The sequence below is a fragment of the Pseudomonas sp. H1_D04 genome (assembly GCF_054683855.1).
The window spans coordinates 4,361,639-4,376,380 of the sequence record NZ_CP162826.1 but is presented as its reverse complement, the minus strand read 5'-3'; the positions used below and the strand labels follow the sequence as shown (position 1 = coordinate 4,376,380).

Sequence of the window (14,742 nt, the reverse complement as noted above, 5' to 3'; positions counted from 1 at the left end):
CATATTCAGATCCGCCGCCGACGATTGAGCTGCGGAATCGCCGTCTGCGGCACCTCCACCTTCACCACCTGCGCCACCGTGCACGCAGCCAACTGCGCCAGCGTCGGCTGGCTGAACAACGTCCGCGCATCCACCTCCAACCCCGCTTTGCGCAGGCGCGCCACCAGGTTCACGGCCAATAACGAATGCCCGCCCAGTTCGAAGAAGTGGTCGTGGCGCCCTACCCGCTCCAGCTTGAGCACCTGCGCCCAGATCCCGGCCATCAAGGTTTCCACTTCGCCCTGGGGCGCTTCATAGGCGCGGCTGAGCACCGCCTCCAGCCCTGGTTCTGGCAGGGCCTTGCGGTCGAGTTTGCCGGCGGGGTTGAGCGGTAGTTCATCAAGCTGTACGAAGGCCGACGGCACCATGTATTCCGGCAACTGCGCCAGCACATGGGTGCGTAAGTCTTCCAGGCTCGGCGCCGGGCCGCGCACGGTGAAGTAGGCAAGCAGACGCTCATCACGAATCAATACCGCCACCTCACGCAGCGCCGGATGTGCCAGCAGGCACGATTCGATTTCCCCCAGTTCCAAACGGACGCCGCGCAGCTTGACCTGGAAGTCGTTACGCCCGAGGAATTCCAAGTTGCCGTCCGGCAGGTAGCGCACCAGGTCGCCGGTGCGGTACAGCCGATCCCCTTGTACAAAAGGGCTGTCGATAAAGCGCTCGGCCGTCATCTGCTCCAACCCCAGATACCCACGGGCCACGCCGACACCGCCGATATGCAACTGGCCGCTGACGCCCATGGGCACCGGCGCGTCGTGCGCATCCAGCACGTACAGGCGCGTGTTGTTGATCGCACGGCCGATGGGCAACTGCAGCGCGGGTACTGGCGCGCCGGGCTCCAGGGTCCAGGCGCTGCTGTCTACGGTGGCTTCGGTGGGGCCATAGACGTTGTGCAGGCGCACCTTGGGCAAGCGCGCCTGCACGCCACGGGCCAGGGCTTCGGTGAGCTCGCCGCCGCCACACAGCACATCGGTGAGGCTGGTGCACAGGGCGGATTCTTCCAACTCAAGGAACTGCTGCAACATTGCCGGTACGAATTTGATCACGGTGATCTGTTGCTCGCGAATCACTTGCGCCAGGTAGGCCGGCTCACGATGACCATCGGGCCGCGCCAGGACCAATCGCATGCCATTGGCCAGCGGCCAGAACAGCTCCCAGACCGATCCGTCGAAGCTGAACGGCGCCCGCTGCAACAGCGCTCCGCCCTCGGCGTTAGGGCACAGTTGCGAGCCCCAGTGCATCAGGTTGCCCAGGCCGCGATGTTCGATCATCACGCCTTTGGGCGTGCCGGTGGAGCCGGAGGTGTACATCACGTAGGCCAGGTTGGCGACGCTCAGCCCCGGCACCGATGGGTTGCCCTCCGGCGCGTGGCTCCAGGCACAGTGGTCAAAGTCGATCACCGGGATGGCGACTTCACCCGGCAAGTCGCGGGTGGCCGCGTGCACCAGCAGCGCCACCGGCTGGCTGTCCTGGAGCATATAGGCCAGGCGTTCGCGGGGGTAACCGGGGTCCAGCGGCACATAGGCGCCACCGGCCTTGAGGATGGCGAGCAACCCCACCACCAGGTCCAGGCCGCGCTCGACGCACAGCGCCACGCGGGAATCCGGCTGCACGCCACGCTCACGCAGGTAAAAAGCCAGCCGGTTGGCGCGCTCGTTGAGTTCGCGATACGTCAGTTTCTGCTCGCCGGCCTGCACCGCCACCGCGTGCGGAATGTGGCGAGCGTGGGCCTCGAACAGCGCCTGGACGGTAAGGGTTTCGGGGTAGTCGGTTGCGGTGGCGTTGAAGTCCAACAGCAGTGTCTGCACTTCACGGGCGGGCAGCACCTGCACGTCCCGCATCGGTGCTTGCGGTGTATTTTCCAATGCATCCGCCAGGTTGATCAGCGTCGTTTCCAGATAGTCCAGGATTCGCTCGGCGCCGACCTTGCGCGGTGCCTTGGCCTTGAGATGAAAACCGCTGGCGGTATCGTCCACGCTGAGCATCAGCGGGTAGCTGAGGATGTCTTCGGCGCTGACCAAAGCGATGCCCGGCACCAGGACGAGGTCGCGCTCGGCATCGGTATGACGGTAATTGAGCAGGCTGTTGAACAGCGGCGTCGCGCTGCTGCAACGCTGGGCCAAGGCCAGCGAAGCTTGCTCATGGGCGAGCAAGGCGCTGAGTTGGCGATGGGTGTCGCGCAATGCGTCCGCCACGTTTTGCCCGGCCAGATGCAGACGCAATGGTAGGGTATTGATGAACATGCCCAAGGCCCGGTCGGCGCCCTCGCCTGCCTGCAAACGGCCGAGCAACACGGTGCCGAACACGCCATCATCACGGCCCGCTACGCGGCTGAGCACCTGGGCCCAGGCCAGGTGGAACAGGCTGGCAGCACTGACGCCCAAACTACGGGCCTGAGCACGCAAGCGCAGATTGAGGTCATCACTCAGGGCACGCTGGGCTTCTTCGGTGTCGCTACGATTGGCCTGGCGCTCCTGCAGGCCGAAGGCCAACGTAGGCTCGTCCACATCCCCCAACAGCTCACGAAAGAACGCCTCATGGGCGGCCTGGCGCGCCGGTGAACGAGACTGCGCCACCACCGTGCGATATGGCACCGGCGTCGGCAATTGCGCTTGTTGGCCGAGCAGATGGGCGCGAAGTTCCTGCATCAGAATCGTGGTGGACGTGGCGTCGTTCACCAAATGATGAAAGCGCAATCGGGCGACCCAACCCGCGGGCGCTTCGGCATAGTCCAGCGCCATCAACGGTGCCTGGCGCAAGTCCAAAGGCCTATCACCCTCACGCCACGGTTCAACACGCAAGCGCGCCGCGCGCCACACCACCTGCATCGGCTGCTCCAAGGCTTCCCAGGCCAGGCTGGTGCGCAAAATATCGTGGCGGTCGATCACCTGTTGCAAGGCTTGGGCAAAGGCGTCCAGTTGCTCGCGCCGTTCAAAGCTGAACAGTGCCTGTTGCTGGTACGGGTCGTGCTCATCGGTGAGGTGGTGGTAGAGCAAACCTTCCTGCAGCGGCGCCAGGGGGTAGATTTCCTGCACGTTGGCCGCGCCCCCGGGAATAGCCGCGACGATGCCGTCCAGGCTGGTTTGATCCAGCTCGGCCAGCGCCAGTAAATCCGAGGTGATGTGGCGGCAGTCAGCAGGGATGCGATTGGCCGGCACTTGCACCTCGCTGCCTTCACTCACCGCCGCCAACGCCGCCAGCGTCGGCTGGCCGAACAGCACTTGCACATCGGCGCGCAAACCGGCCTGGCGCATGCGTTGCACCAATTGCACCGCGAGCAACGAGTGCCCGCCCAGTTCGAAGAAATGGTCGTGACGGCCCACGTGCTGCACCTGCAACAGCTCGGCCCAAAGCTGCGCCAGGACGGTCTCCACACCGGCGCGCGGCGCTTCGAACCGTCGAGTGACGAATGCCGCCTGGGTCGGCGCCGGCAGTGCCTTGCGGTCGAGTTTGCCGTTGGCGGTCAAGGGCCACGCGTCCAGGGGCATGTAGGCCGCTGGCAGCATGTAGTCCGGCAATGAGTTTTGCAGATGGGTGCGCAGGGTTTCGATGTCGACGGCCTGGCATGGGATAAACCAGGCGAGCAATTGCCCGTCGCGAGACTGCACCACGGCTTCCTGGACGTCCGCGTGGGTGGCCAGGGCCGATTCGATCTCCCCCAGCTCGATGCGCATGCCACGGATTTTCACCTGGTCGTCATTGCGGCCCAGGTATTCAAGCTGACCGTCGGCCAGCCAGCGCGCAAGATCGCCGGTGCGGTACATCCGGCCCGGCGAAAAGGGGTTGTCGAGAAAGCGTTCGGCACTCAGTTCCGGGCGGTTCAGGTAACCGCGCGCCACGCCTTTACCGCCAACGTACAACTCCCCCGCCACGCCGATGGGCACCGGGCGCTGCTGGTCGTCCAACAAGTAAACGGTCGCGTTGGCGACGGGCGCACCGATGTGCAACGGCTGGCCCGCATCGACGCGACCGGAGGTGGCAACCACGGTGGCCTCGGTGGGGCCGTAGTTGTTGATCACGTCAAAGGTTTGTGCGCGTGTGAAGCTGCGTAGGCGATCGCCGCCGATCAGCAAGGTGCGCAGGGTCGGATGCTCCGAACGCTGGCTGAAGGCGTATTCGGCCACGGGGGTCGGCAGGAAGCACACGTCCAACGGCTGCGCGCGCCACCAACCGAGCAGCGCGTCGATGTCTTCCGCACCGTCATGGGCCGGCGGCAGGTGCAACGTGGCCCCCACGCACAACGCCGGCCAGACTTCCCACGCCATCGCGTCAAAACCGAAGCCGGCGACGCTGGCGGTGTGGCTGCCCGCCTGCAGATTAAAGGCCTGGCAGTGCCAGTCCACCAGGTTACAGACGCTGTGGTGTTCGACCATCACGCCCTTGGGCAAGCCGGTGGAGCCGGAGGTGTAGATCACGTAGGCGAGGTTCGACGGTTTGACCGCAACGTGCGGGTTGGCGCCCACCTGCAACGTCGGTCGGTCCAACTCAACCACCGGCAGCGCCAGGGCAGACAGGCGATGCCGCAAATCGTGCTGGGTGAGCACCGCCACCGGCGCGCTGTCTTGCAGCAGATAGCTCAAGCGCTCAGCGGGATGGGCCGGGTCGACCGGCACGTAGCAGGCGCCGGCTTTGAGGATCCCCAGCAGGCCCACCAGCGTGTCCAAACTGCGCCGGGCCAGAACCGCCACGCGATCATCGGGCTGCACGCCCAGCTCAATCAGTTGATGGGCCAATCCATTGGCTTTTTGATTGAGTTGGGCATAGGTCAACTGACGGCCCTGGTAGATCGCGGCCACTGCGTCCGGCGTGCGCACGGCCTGGGCTTCGATGCGTGCGTGCAGGGTGTGCGGCTGCGCAATCGGCTGTGCGGTGGCGTTCCACTCGTGCAGTCGGGCCTGTTCGGCGGGCGTGACCATGGAGAACGCACCGACAGGCAACTCGGTGTTATCCAGCCCTTGCTCCAGCAACCCGGTAAAGCGCTGGGTCAAGGCGAGCACCTCGTCGTGCTGGAAGTACGCCTCGTTGTACACGCAATGCAGCGTCGCGGTGCCCTGGCAGCGGTTGCTGCGCAGGTGGATGGCAATCGGCAGCGGTTCATGGTGGTTGGACACCTTGATCGCGCGGGCCTGGGTGGCGCCGTAGCGCAGTTCATGGTCGTCCTGCTCGAAGGACACCGACAGGTCGAACAGTTGGGCGCGATCCGCACGGCGCAGGCCCAGTTCGCGGTTCATCTCGCTCAACGGAAACCGTTGGTGACGCAAATCCTGCTTGAGCTGGTCGCGCACGCCGCGTACCAAGGCGCCGAACGGCAGTTGTTCATCGAACTGAAAACGCACCGCACTGACTTGGGCAAACAGCCCTACGGTGGCGCGAAAACGCGCGTTGGAGCGGTTGAGAATCGGCAGCCCGACCACCCAATCCGGACGCTGGGCGGTGCGGGTGAAATACACATACATCGCCGCCAACAGCACATGAAACGCCGAGGCCTGATAACGGCTGGCCACCTGTTCCATGCGGTCAAGCAAAGCAACCGAAAAGGGTTGCGCCAGGGTGTTGCTGGTCGCGTTGGCGAGCTGCTTGGGCGTGAGCAACGGTTCCGGCAGCACCTGGTATTTGTCCAGCCAGTAGGCGCGGTCGCGGACGAAGCGGGACGAGTTGCGGTAGCGCTGGTCGGCGTCGATAAAGTCGATATAGGACGGTGCCGCCGGCTCCGATGAACGACCTTGTTCAAGGGCGGTGTAGAGCTGCGCCAGGGATTGCAGCATCTGGCCAAAACCCCAGCCATCAAGGATCACGTGATGGGCCTGGGTGCCGAGGCGGTAGTGGTTGTCGGCGAGTTTGACCAGGAAGAAGTGGAACAGCGGCGCGCCCTCCCTCTGATAAGGCCGCGCCATGTGCGCCTGCATCAAGGCCTGGCTGGCGGCCTGCGGGTCGGGCAATGCGGATAAATCGTACTGCGCCACTTCGGTCAACAACGCGAGGGCAAAGGTTTGTCGAGGCAAGCCGTGGTCGTCACTGTGCAGTTGAGTGCGCAGCGCATCGTGCCGGGCCACCAACTGCTCGACAGCTCGTTGAATCAATTCAGGCACCACTGCACCTTCGAAGTCGACATAACCGCCGATGTTGTACAGCGGCGAATCGCCCATCCGCAGTTGGTCGAGCCAGATGTCCTGTTGGGCCGCGGTGAGGGGAAAACTGGTCGGCAGGCTGGAAAATTGCTGCATAAGATCCTTCTCATGGGTGTCAGGCACTGGCCGCGCAGGGAGCCCCATTACGGCGAAATTGCCGGATTTGAGCATGGGGGGTTGGGGCTGTCTGTCACCCTAAACCCGGACATTCAAATGGATGGATCCCGGTTGACTGAAGGTTCACAGCTGAAACGATTAAAGAGCTGTAGGAAATTGGCTATACGCGGTCGCTACTGATTTTTTACAACCTCATCTCGATAAATATATTTTCTTTTTAAATCAGTAGCTTAAGTTGAATTCAAAAAGACTCAGCCGTTCACTTAGTCGGAAACAGCTCTCAGAAACGTCGAATTAATGACGTGATTTTTATGGCAGTTTGTGTCCCTCGTTTCCGCTACATACGTAGGAAGAATCCCCTGGCTAAATAAAATCTCGAGTGCCGACTCTCGTTCATGAGGAACGGATCGCCCCCCAGAGGCCCAGGGAGTTCGTTGACGGTTTTCGACATCAAGGATGAGATGGCTATGAGTTTGAAGCGCAGCATGGGTAACACACAGAGCCCGAATTTCTTCGCTGAAATGGGTGAATTGATTGCACACAGCGGCCATGAGGCGTTTGCCGACCATATGCTGCATCTGGTCAGCAAATGGGTGCCGATCCACTTAGTGGACCTCAGTGAGTGGACCCTCGACGAGCTGCGCGATCGCGTGCTCGATATCAAGCTGCTCGGCAGCGCCGGCCAGAAGCAGGACTTGCCGCCGCCCCTGGCGGTTTGCCAGTTGGATGACCACCCGCTGCTGCTGCAAATGCTCACCATGCAGGACCCACTGCTGATCCAGATGAACGCCAGACCCCACAGCGCACACCCGCGCGGCACCTCGCACCAGTGCAACCTCGTGTCACGCCAGGGTAATCGGCGCTGCGTGATTTCGTTCTACCGGCCGCCGACCCAGCGCGGGTTTTCCCTGGCCGAGTTGTCGTTTCTCAAGTGCCTGTCGGACACGCTGCTGCCGCTGATCGAACGCCACGCCCAGATCCTGCGCCAGGCGCCGCACGACCAGTCCGAGCCGGGCCATACACTGCTTGAGCAATCGCAATTGCAGCGTGAGTTCTATAAGCGCCTTTCTCTCGGAGACATTACCCTGTCGGCCCGCGAGCAGGAGGTGTGCCTCGGGCTGTTGACCGGCGGCACCGTGCCGCAGTTGGCGGAAAAACTCAGTGTTAAAAACAGCTCAATCGAGACCTACCTCAAGCGCGCCGCCGCCAAGCTGGGTGTGAGTGGCCGGCATGGTTTGGCCAAATGGATGGTAGGCGCTTGATGAAAAAACTCACCCTCACCGGCATGGTCTTCGTGCTGGGTGGCTGCTCGCTGATCCCCGAGTACCAGCGGCCCGAAGCACCGACGCCTGGCCAGTACCCCCAGAGCGGTGTGTATGCGCTGGCACAGGCCGGCACGCTGACGCCCTCCTCGGACTGGCAGCAGTTGTTCCATGACCCCGCACTGCAACAGCTGATCCGCGAGGCGCTGGTCAATAACCGTGACCTGCGGGTGGCGGCGCTGAACGTCGAGGCCTTCCAGGCGCAGTACCGCATCCAACGGGCCGATCTGTTCCCGGCGGTGTCCGCCACAGGTGCCGGCACCCGTCAGCGTGTGCCTGGGGCTGTGAACGGCACTGGTAAACCGGCGATTACGTCCACCTATTCCGCCACCCTCGGCATCAGCGCTTATGAGCTGGATTTTTTCGGCCGCGTGCGCAGCCTCAGCGAACAGGCGATGCTCACTTACCTGGGCACCGAAGAGGCACGGCGCAGTGCGCAATTGAGCCTGGTGGCCAACGTCGCCAATGCCTACCTCACCTGGCGCGCCGACCAGGAACTGCTGGCCCTGGCCCAGCAAACCCTGGCGGCCAACGACCACAGCCTGCACCTCACCAGCCGCAGCAAATCGGCGGGCAAAGCCTCGGCCCTGGACGTGGTGCAGGCGCGCACCAGCGTCGAAAGCACCCGCGCCAGCGTGGCACGGTATGAGCGCCAGGTTGCGCAAGACCTCAACAACCTGGCCCTGCTGGTGGGCGGCCCGGTGGACCAAACCCTGCCGTCCCGTCCTCTGGCGGATGACCTGATAGCCCGTGTGCCCGCCGGGCTGCCGTCGGACCTGCTGCAACGCCGCCCGGATATCCTTCAGGCCGAATACCAGTTGCGCGCGGCCAACGCCAATATCGGCGCCGCCCGTGCGGCATTCTTCCCGTCGGTAAGCCTTACGGCCAACGCCGGCAGCACCAGCACCGAACTGTCGGGGCTGTTCAAGGGCGGCTCCGGCAGTTGGACCTTCCAGCCGCAAATCAACCTGCCGATTTTCAACGCCGGCAGCCTGCGCGCCAGCCTCGACTACGCCAAGCTGCAAAAAGACATCGGCGTGGCGCAGTATGAAAAGTCCATCCAGACCGCCTTCCAGGAAGTCGCCGACGGCCTGGCGGCCCGGCAGACCTTTACCGACCAACTCAACGCGCAACGGGACTTCGTCGCCGCCAACCAGGCGTATTACGACTTGGCCCAACACCGCTATCGCAGCGGCGTGGACAGCAACCTGACCTTCCTCGATGCCCAGCGCTCGCTGTTCAGCGCGCAACAGGCATTGATCGTGGACCGGCTGGCGCAGCTGGTGGCGGAGGTGAACCTGTATACCGCGCTGGGCGGTGCATGGGGGGATGGGGCGGTGCTGACGAGCCAGCGCTAGCGGAACTGTCGGGTGAGTGCTGTCGAGCGGGCCTACTGTGGTGAGCAGGCTTATTGTGGTGAGCAGGCTTGCTGTGGTGAGCAGACTTATTGTGGTGAGAAGGCCTACTGTGGTGAGCAGACTTATTGTGGTGGGCAGGCCTACTGCGGTGAGCAGGCTTATTGTGGTGAGCAGGCTTGCCCTGCGCTGGGCTGCGAAGCGGCCCCAATACTGAGGAATGCCGCTTGCCAGACACTCCGCGGTGATGGGTTTTGGGGCTGCTGCGCAGCCCAGCGCAGGGCAAGCCTGCTCACTACGAAAGCCCGCTCACAACGATGATGGAGAAGCCCTACTTCAGCGTAATCACCGCCTCCGCCTCGACCTCGATCAACCATTGCGGCAACGACAAGCCGCTGACGATAATCCACGAAGAAGGCGGCGGGTTATGGGGAAAGCGCTCACGCAAGGCCTCAGCTATCGGCTCCTGCTGATCACGTGCGGAGTCGACGATATATAGCCGCAGCATCACCACATGGGACAGATCACCACCGACCTCGGCCAAGATCTTTTCGATATTGTCCAGCGAGGTAGCAATTTGCTCCGCCATGCCTGGGCCGACCGTACGCTCCTGGGCATCCACCCCGACTTGGCCTGAAAGCAGAATGCGCCGGCCAACGGGAACCTCAATTGCCTGGCTGAAGCCATATTGCAGAGAGTTGAATACGCTTGCGGGATTGATGACATTGCGTTGCATAACGGGTCCTTGTTGTTAGTTGGAGCGTAAGGCTGACTCAAACAGTTTCATGTCTCAATAAGCGATACATCTGCCAGGCAGCAAAGCCAATGAGACAAACACCGCTCGTTCGGTTAAGCAGAATAAAGTCCGGGTTTTCGACACGCATTCTTCTGATCGTCGCACCACCCAGCGCGTACAGCAGCTGCGCTGGAAATGATCCCAAAAGAAAGCCCGGCAAATGAAAATACCACCCAATGCCATCCAGTTGCGCACGGCTGGCAATCACACAAGAAGAACTGGCCGCGATGGTGAGTGGACTTGTGCTGGTGAGCAGGCTCTTTGTGGTGAGCAGGCTTGCCCTGCGCTGGGCTGCGAAGCGGCCCCAGTACTGAGGAATGCCGTTTGCCAGACACTCCGCAGTGATGGGTTTTGGGGCTGCTGCGCAACCCAGCGCAGGGCAAGCCTGCTCACTACAAAGAGCCCGCTTGCCACAACACAATGTGTGCACTCGCGACGCTGAGCACTGCAGATCGTAATCGCCCTCAGGACTTCACTGCCATCATCCAGCCATTACCCCCCACATGGACGTGAGCAGGTTTATTGTGGTGAGCAGGCTTGCCCTGCGCTGGGCTGCGAAGCGGCCCCAGTACTGAGGAATGCCGTTTGCCAGACACTCCGCAGTGATGGGTTTTGGGGCTGCTGCGCAGCCCAGCGCAGGGCAAGCCTGCTCACTACACAGAGCCTGCTCGCCACAACACAATGTGTGCACTCGCAACGCTGAGTACTGCAGATCGTAATCGCCCTGAGGACTTCACTGCGATCATCCAGCCATTACTCCCCACATGAACGTGAGCAGGTTTATTGTGGTGAGCAGGCTTGCCCTGCGCTGGGCTGCGAAGCGGCCCCAGTACTGAGGAATGCCGTTTGCCAGACACTCCGCAGTGATGGGTTTTGGGGCTGCTGCGCAACCCAGCGCAGGGCAAGCCTGCTCATCCCAAAGAGCCCGCTTGCCACAACACAATGTGTGCACTCGCGACGCTAAGGACTGGAGATCGTAATCGCCATCAGGACTTCACTGCTATCATCCAGCCATTACTCCCCACATGGACGTCTCTATGCGCCTGATCGCTGCTCCCGCACTTGCCCTGGCCCTTACCGGCTGCAGCATCACGCAAACCGTCACCCCAGTTTCCCTGTCCACCACCCAGTCCCCGGAGATCTGCACGATCCCCGCAGAAGGCCTGCGCGAAGGATTCAACACCACCTACACCGCGCAACTGCGCAGCAAGGGTTTTCACACCCGCGAATTGCCGCCCGGGAGCCCGCCTGCCAGCTGTGCGTTGTCGACCACCTACATTGGCAAATGGAGCTGGGACATGGCGCTGTACATGAGCTTTGCCCAGATCCAGGAGTTCGAGAACGGCCGCCAGGTCGGCCAGGCGCTGTACGACTCGACTTCAGGTGGCGCACGGATGGGCAAGTTTATCGACGCACAGAACAAGATCATCGAGATGACCAACCAGCTGTTCCCGGAAGTGGTCTACGGTACGACCCGGCCTGACCTTCCCTCAGTGCCAGACTGAATTAAACCGACAAGCACCTGAAGCTCTACGTCTTAAAAGTCTGGGATATTGAAGTCCAGCTCGACCTCGTACGCACGTCCCACGCGCGGTCTTGTTTTAAACCACAGCTTTCCGCTGATCGGTTTTGCAGGGTAGGCGCTTATCAGCTCAACCCAACCCTCAATCCCTTCGTAATCTGTGGTGACACCGGTGTCTCGGATAAAAGTCATGTAAAGCAACGTCAGCGTCACAGGGTTTACGCCGATACTATAGGTGCCGCTGGGAGCGCTCTCAGGAGTGAGTGCCAGTCCAATGAGCGATGTCCGACCAGGGCTTTCCAGATCATCCACTGTGCCACGTAAACTCAACGTCCCATTTTGGTTGTCACGGTAGATCCATGTCGCCTTAAAGGGATACGTTTGATCATCGCTCAGGCTGACGACCTTGCCGTTCATGGTACCGGTGGCCGTCCCTTTATTAGACTTATACAGTTCGATGTCTTCAAACATGTTGATCTCCCGCTCCACTATCAATGTGAGGTCGCCGCGCGTTCAACCGGTATTAAAGTGGAATAAACGTGAGTTGTAACCTGTGACTTATGACAGGTTTAAACACGCGTTTCTTATTACCTGTGGTCATTAGTGCAGGGTTCACTTCGACCAGAACGGCACGCGCGCTACCACCCCCCATCGCCAGACTGAACGGCGAAAACTGCTCAAACTCCCAACGCAACGCCAACGCCGCCGGGCGCCTTACCACGTGTTCCACGGTCACCGTCCACAACCGCTGCGCGCCTTCAAACGCTGCCACTTCGGGACCGCTGAGGATCAGCGAGGTGCTTCCGGCAATCTGCAATACGTCGCCCGAGTCAAAGTCGATGAACAGCAGACCCGCCACCGGGTTGGCTGCCAGGTTGCCCAGGGTGTTGAAGAACAGGTTGCCGGCGAAGTCCGGGATGGTCAGCACGTTGCCGTCGACGCGCACAAAGCCGGTGTTGCCGCCGCGATGGGACACGTCCACCGAACGTTCGCCTTCAGCGTCCACATAGCTGGCGACGAAGAAGGTGTCGGCGTTGCGGATCATCGCTTGGGCGCCAGCGTCGAGGCTGCTGGAGCGCTCGGCCACGGTGCCGGGTTTGCGTGCGATACCGTCCACCGGCCGCAGTTGGATGTATTTAGGGCAGTTGCCGAAGGTATGCACCACGTCCACCGAAAAACCTTCGTGATCGAGGGCGCCGATGCGGCCGTTCATGCGGTTGCGGCGGCGGGTGTTGAGGTCGATGCCCAGCAGCCCCACGGACGCTCCTTGCCGCACGGCATTGCGAGCGGGGTCGCTGGTATTGGGCAGACTGTCGATCTGCAGGGTCTGCGGCTCGGGCGAATGGGCGAAACCCGGTGCGCCCTCAACCATCGTCGCCCACGGAATGCCCTGTTCGTCCACCACACCCAGCAACAGGTATGGCAGCAAAGGGTAGAAATCCCGGTGCTGCTCAGGCAAGTGATCACGAATTACTTTGGGCCCGACCACAGCCATGCGCTCAGCGACGCCGGCGCTTTCCTGCATCTGCCGTTCGCCGGCATGCCAGGGGGATAGTTCGATTGGATTCATGGCGATGACCTCCCGTTAGATGCTGCGATGCTGCGCCCTGCCCGCCAACAGAGGGAATAACCACCCCAGACAATCCACTGTTACGCCAACTGAAATGCTGGGTGTTCCCGCAACGCCGCCACGCAATGGTCGACAAAACTGCGCACACGCATCGGCGCGTTGCGGCCCTCGCGATACACCACATTGACTGGCAGCGGCGGCCCTTCATAGGCCGGCAAGATCCGGCGCAATTGCCCGCTGCCCAACGGCCCGTGCAGCGGGTAGCTCAGGCAACGCACCACGCCCGCCCCCTGCACGGCGGCATTGATTGCGCCTTGTACCGTGGAGCAACTCAGCCGCGCACGCGCCTTGAGCAAATAGCCTGGGAAATCCCAATGCACGTGCTCGGCACTGGCGATCAGCCGATGCTGCTTGAGCTCGCTCGGGTGCCGGGGCTCGCCGTGGGTGGCGAGATAATCGGGGCTGGCGCAAAGGAGTTGCCGCACCTGCCCGAGCGGCCGCGCGATCAGTGACGAGCTGGGCAGCTCGCCCACCAGGATCGCCACGTCCAGGCCCTCCTCATGCAGGTTGGGGTCATAGTCGTGATAACGCGCCACTACGCGCATGTCGGGGTACCGCTCCAGATAGTCGGCCAACACCGGCGCCATCAGGTAACGGCTGAACAACAGCGGCAAGAACACCCGCAGATTGCCCTGAGCCTGCACATGCGCGCCCTTGGCCGAGGCTTCGGCGGCGTCCACGCTGGCCAGCAGTTGCAGGCAGTCGGCCAGGTAGGCGCTGCCGGCGTCCGTAAGGCTCACGCCTTGGGTGCTGCGTTGCAGCAACGTCACGTGCAGGCGTGCTTCCAACCGCGCAATGGCACGTACCAAGGTCGGGCCGGAGACGCACGCACAGCGCGCCGCCGAGGCCAGGCTCGGTTGCCCGGCCATGGCCGCGAACAGTTGCATATCGCGAAAGCGCTCCATCAGCCGTGCCGTTGGAGCGCGGCGTCCTGGCCCAGGCGCTGGCTGAGAAAATCCACAAACGTACTGACCTTGGCCGGCACGCGCCCGCTGCTCTGGAACACCACCTGGATCGGCAGCGGCGCCGGTTCAAAAGCCTCCAGCACAATCTCCAGTTCATCGGCCGCCACCGCTGCCGCGACTTGATACGACAGCACACGGGTCATGCCCCAACCCAGGCGCGCCAGGTTGATCGCCGCGTTGTTCGCCGAGACCACCAGGCGTGGTTCGATGGGTACCGTCAGCGGCTGGCCGGCGTCGACAAAAGCCCACTCACTGACCAAATGGCTGGAGGATAGGCCGATGATTTGCGCTGCACGCAATTGCTCGGGGTGCAGCGGGCGACCGTACTGGTCGAGATAACCAGGCGACGCGCACACCACACGACGCACCTCGCCCACCTTGATCGCCTGTTGCCCCGGTTCATGCAGATGGCCGATACGCACAGCCACATCAACCCCTTCGTCGACCATGTTGACCACCCGATCCACCAGCAAGGCATTGATGTTCACCTGGGGAAAGCGGTCGAGATAGTCACCCAGCAACGGCGCCACATACAGCTCGCCAAACAGCACCGGTGCGGTCACCGTAAGGTGGCCACAGGGGATCGAATAACTGCCCGCCGCCGCTTCTTCGGCTTCGTCCAACTCGGCGAGGATGCGCCGGCAATCTGCGAGGTAACGCTGGCCGGCTTCGGTCAGGTGCAAGCTGCGCGTAGTGCGCGCCAGCAGCTGGGTGCCGATGCGTTGTTCCATGGCCGCGATGGCGCGGGTCACGCTGGGCGGCGAGGTGTTCAGGCGGCGCGCCGCGGCAGCGAAACCTTCCTCCTCGGCCACCGCCAGGAACACCTGCATTTCGTGAAATCGGTCCATCGATGCGCCTCAGG

At 62.4% G+C, this 14,742-nt stretch carries 9 protein-coding genes and 1 pseudogene; 3 read left to right on the top strand and 7 right to left on the bottom strand.

Annotated features, from left to right (window positions below):
* Positions 1-5 precede the first annotated feature (5 nt).
* Positions 6-6,269, bottom strand: coding sequence for a non-ribosomal peptide synthetase (locus tag AB4N82_RS20365; RefSeq protein ID WP_122765547.1), 6,264 nt, complete (start codon positions 6,267-6,269; stop codon positions 6-8).
* A gap of 488 nt (positions 6,270-6,757) precedes the next feature.
* Between AB4N82_RS20365 and AB4N82_RS20360 the strand changes: the two genes are divergently transcribed.
* Both AB4N82_RS20360 and adeC read left to right on the top strand, forming a co-directional pair.
* Positions 6,758-7,552 (top strand): helix-turn-helix transcriptional regulator, encoded by a 795-nt coding sequence (locus tag AB4N82_RS20360; protein ID WP_122765548.1) that lies wholly within the window; start codon positions 6,758-6,760, stop codon positions 7,550-7,552.
* Complete coding sequence (adeC, locus tag AB4N82_RS20355; RefSeq protein WP_122765549.1) at positions 7,552-8,970, top strand: AdeC/AdeK/OprM family multidrug efflux complex outer membrane factor; 1,419 nt, start codon at positions 7,552-7,554, stop codon at positions 8,968-8,970. The genes AB4N82_RS20360 and adeC overlap by 1 nt, the downstream gene beginning before the upstream one ends.
* 328 nt (positions 8,971-9,298) lie before the next feature.
* Here adeC and AB4N82_RS20350 read toward each other — a convergent pair whose 3' ends face one another.
* Together AB4N82_RS20350 and AB4N82_RS20345 are read right to left on the bottom strand one after the other, a co-directional pair.
* Entirely contained in the window at positions 9,299-9,703 is a 405-nt protein-coding gene (locus AB4N82_RS20350; protein ID WP_122765550.1) for a RidA family protein, read from the bottom strand.
* A 37-nt stretch (positions 9,704-9,740) separates the two neighbouring features.
* On the bottom strand, positions 9,741-10,193 hold the full coding sequence (locus AB4N82_RS20345; RefSeq protein ID WP_460102772.1) for a hypothetical protein: 453 nt from the start codon (positions 10,191-10,193) through the stop codon (positions 9,741-9,743).
* A gap of 607 nt (positions 10,194-10,800) precedes the next feature.
* Here AB4N82_RS20345 and AB4N82_RS20340 point away from each other — a divergent pair.
* Positions 10,801-11,268, top strand: a complete 468-nt coding sequence (locus AB4N82_RS20340; RefSeq protein ID WP_460102769.1) for an Sbal_3080 family lipoprotein — start codon at positions 10,801-10,803, stop codon at positions 11,266-11,268.
* 32 nt (positions 11,269-11,300) lie between these two features.
* On the opposite strand, the gene AB4N82_RS20335 is transcribed toward AB4N82_RS20340, so the two are convergent.
* From AB4N82_RS20335 to AB4N82_RS20320, 4 genes and pseudogenes are all read right to left on the bottom strand, one after another.
* Complete coding sequence (locus tag AB4N82_RS20335) at positions 11,301-11,756, bottom strand: hypothetical protein (protein ID WP_122765551.1); 456 nt, start codon at positions 11,754-11,756, stop codon at positions 11,301-11,303.
* A 175-nt stretch (positions 11,757-11,931) separates the two neighbouring features.
* Positions 11,932-12,855: pseudogene (locus tag AB4N82_RS20330) on the bottom strand (flavin-nucleotide-binding protein); the annotation flags it as partial.
* An 80-nt stretch (positions 12,856-12,935) separates the two neighbouring features.
* A complete protein-coding gene (locus tag AB4N82_RS20325; protein ID WP_122765552.1) occupies positions 12,936-13,820 on the bottom strand; it encodes a LysR substrate-binding domain-containing protein in 885 nt (294 codons plus the stop codon).
* Entirely contained in the window at positions 13,820-14,728 is a 909-nt protein-coding gene (locus tag AB4N82_RS20320) for a LysR family transcriptional regulator (protein WP_122765553.1), read from the bottom strand. The genes AB4N82_RS20325 and AB4N82_RS20320 overlap by 1 nt, the downstream gene beginning before the upstream one ends.
* Positions 14,729-14,742 lie beyond the last annotated feature (14 nt).

What these genes read in the sequence shown, in the direction of transcription:
- AB4N82_RS20365 (WP_122765547.1), bottom strand. Translation starts at nt 6,269, where the DNA reads ATGCAGCAATTTTCCAGCCTGCCGACCAGTTTTCCCCTCACCGCGGCC.
- AB4N82_RS20360 (WP_122765548.1), top strand. Translation starts at nt 6,758, where the DNA reads ATGAGTTTGAAGCGCAGCATGGGTAACACACAGAGCCCGAATTTCTTC.
- adeC (WP_122765549.1), top strand. Translation starts at nt 7,552, where the DNA reads ATGAAAAAACTCACCCTCACCGGCATGGTCTTCGTGCTGGGTGGCTGC.
- AB4N82_RS20350 (WP_122765550.1), bottom strand. Translation starts at nt 9,703, where the DNA reads ATGCAACGCAATGTCATCAATCCCGCAAGCGTATTCAACTCTCTGCAA.
- AB4N82_RS20340 (WP_460102769.1), top strand. Translation starts at nt 10,801, where the DNA reads ATGCGCCTGATCGCTGCTCCCGCACTTGCCCTGGCCCTTACCGGCTGC.
- AB4N82_RS20335 (WP_122765551.1), bottom strand. Translation starts at nt 11,756, where the DNA reads ATGTTTGAAGACATCGAACTGTATAAGTCTAATAAAGGGACGGCCACC.
- AB4N82_RS20325 (WP_122765552.1), bottom strand. Translation starts at nt 13,820, where the DNA reads ATGGAGCGCTTTCGCGATATGCAACTGTTCGCGGCCATGGCCGGGCAA.
- AB4N82_RS20320 (WP_122765553.1), bottom strand. Translation starts at nt 14,728, where the DNA reads ATGGACCGATTTCACGAAATGCAGGTGTTCCTGGCGGTGGCCGAGGAG.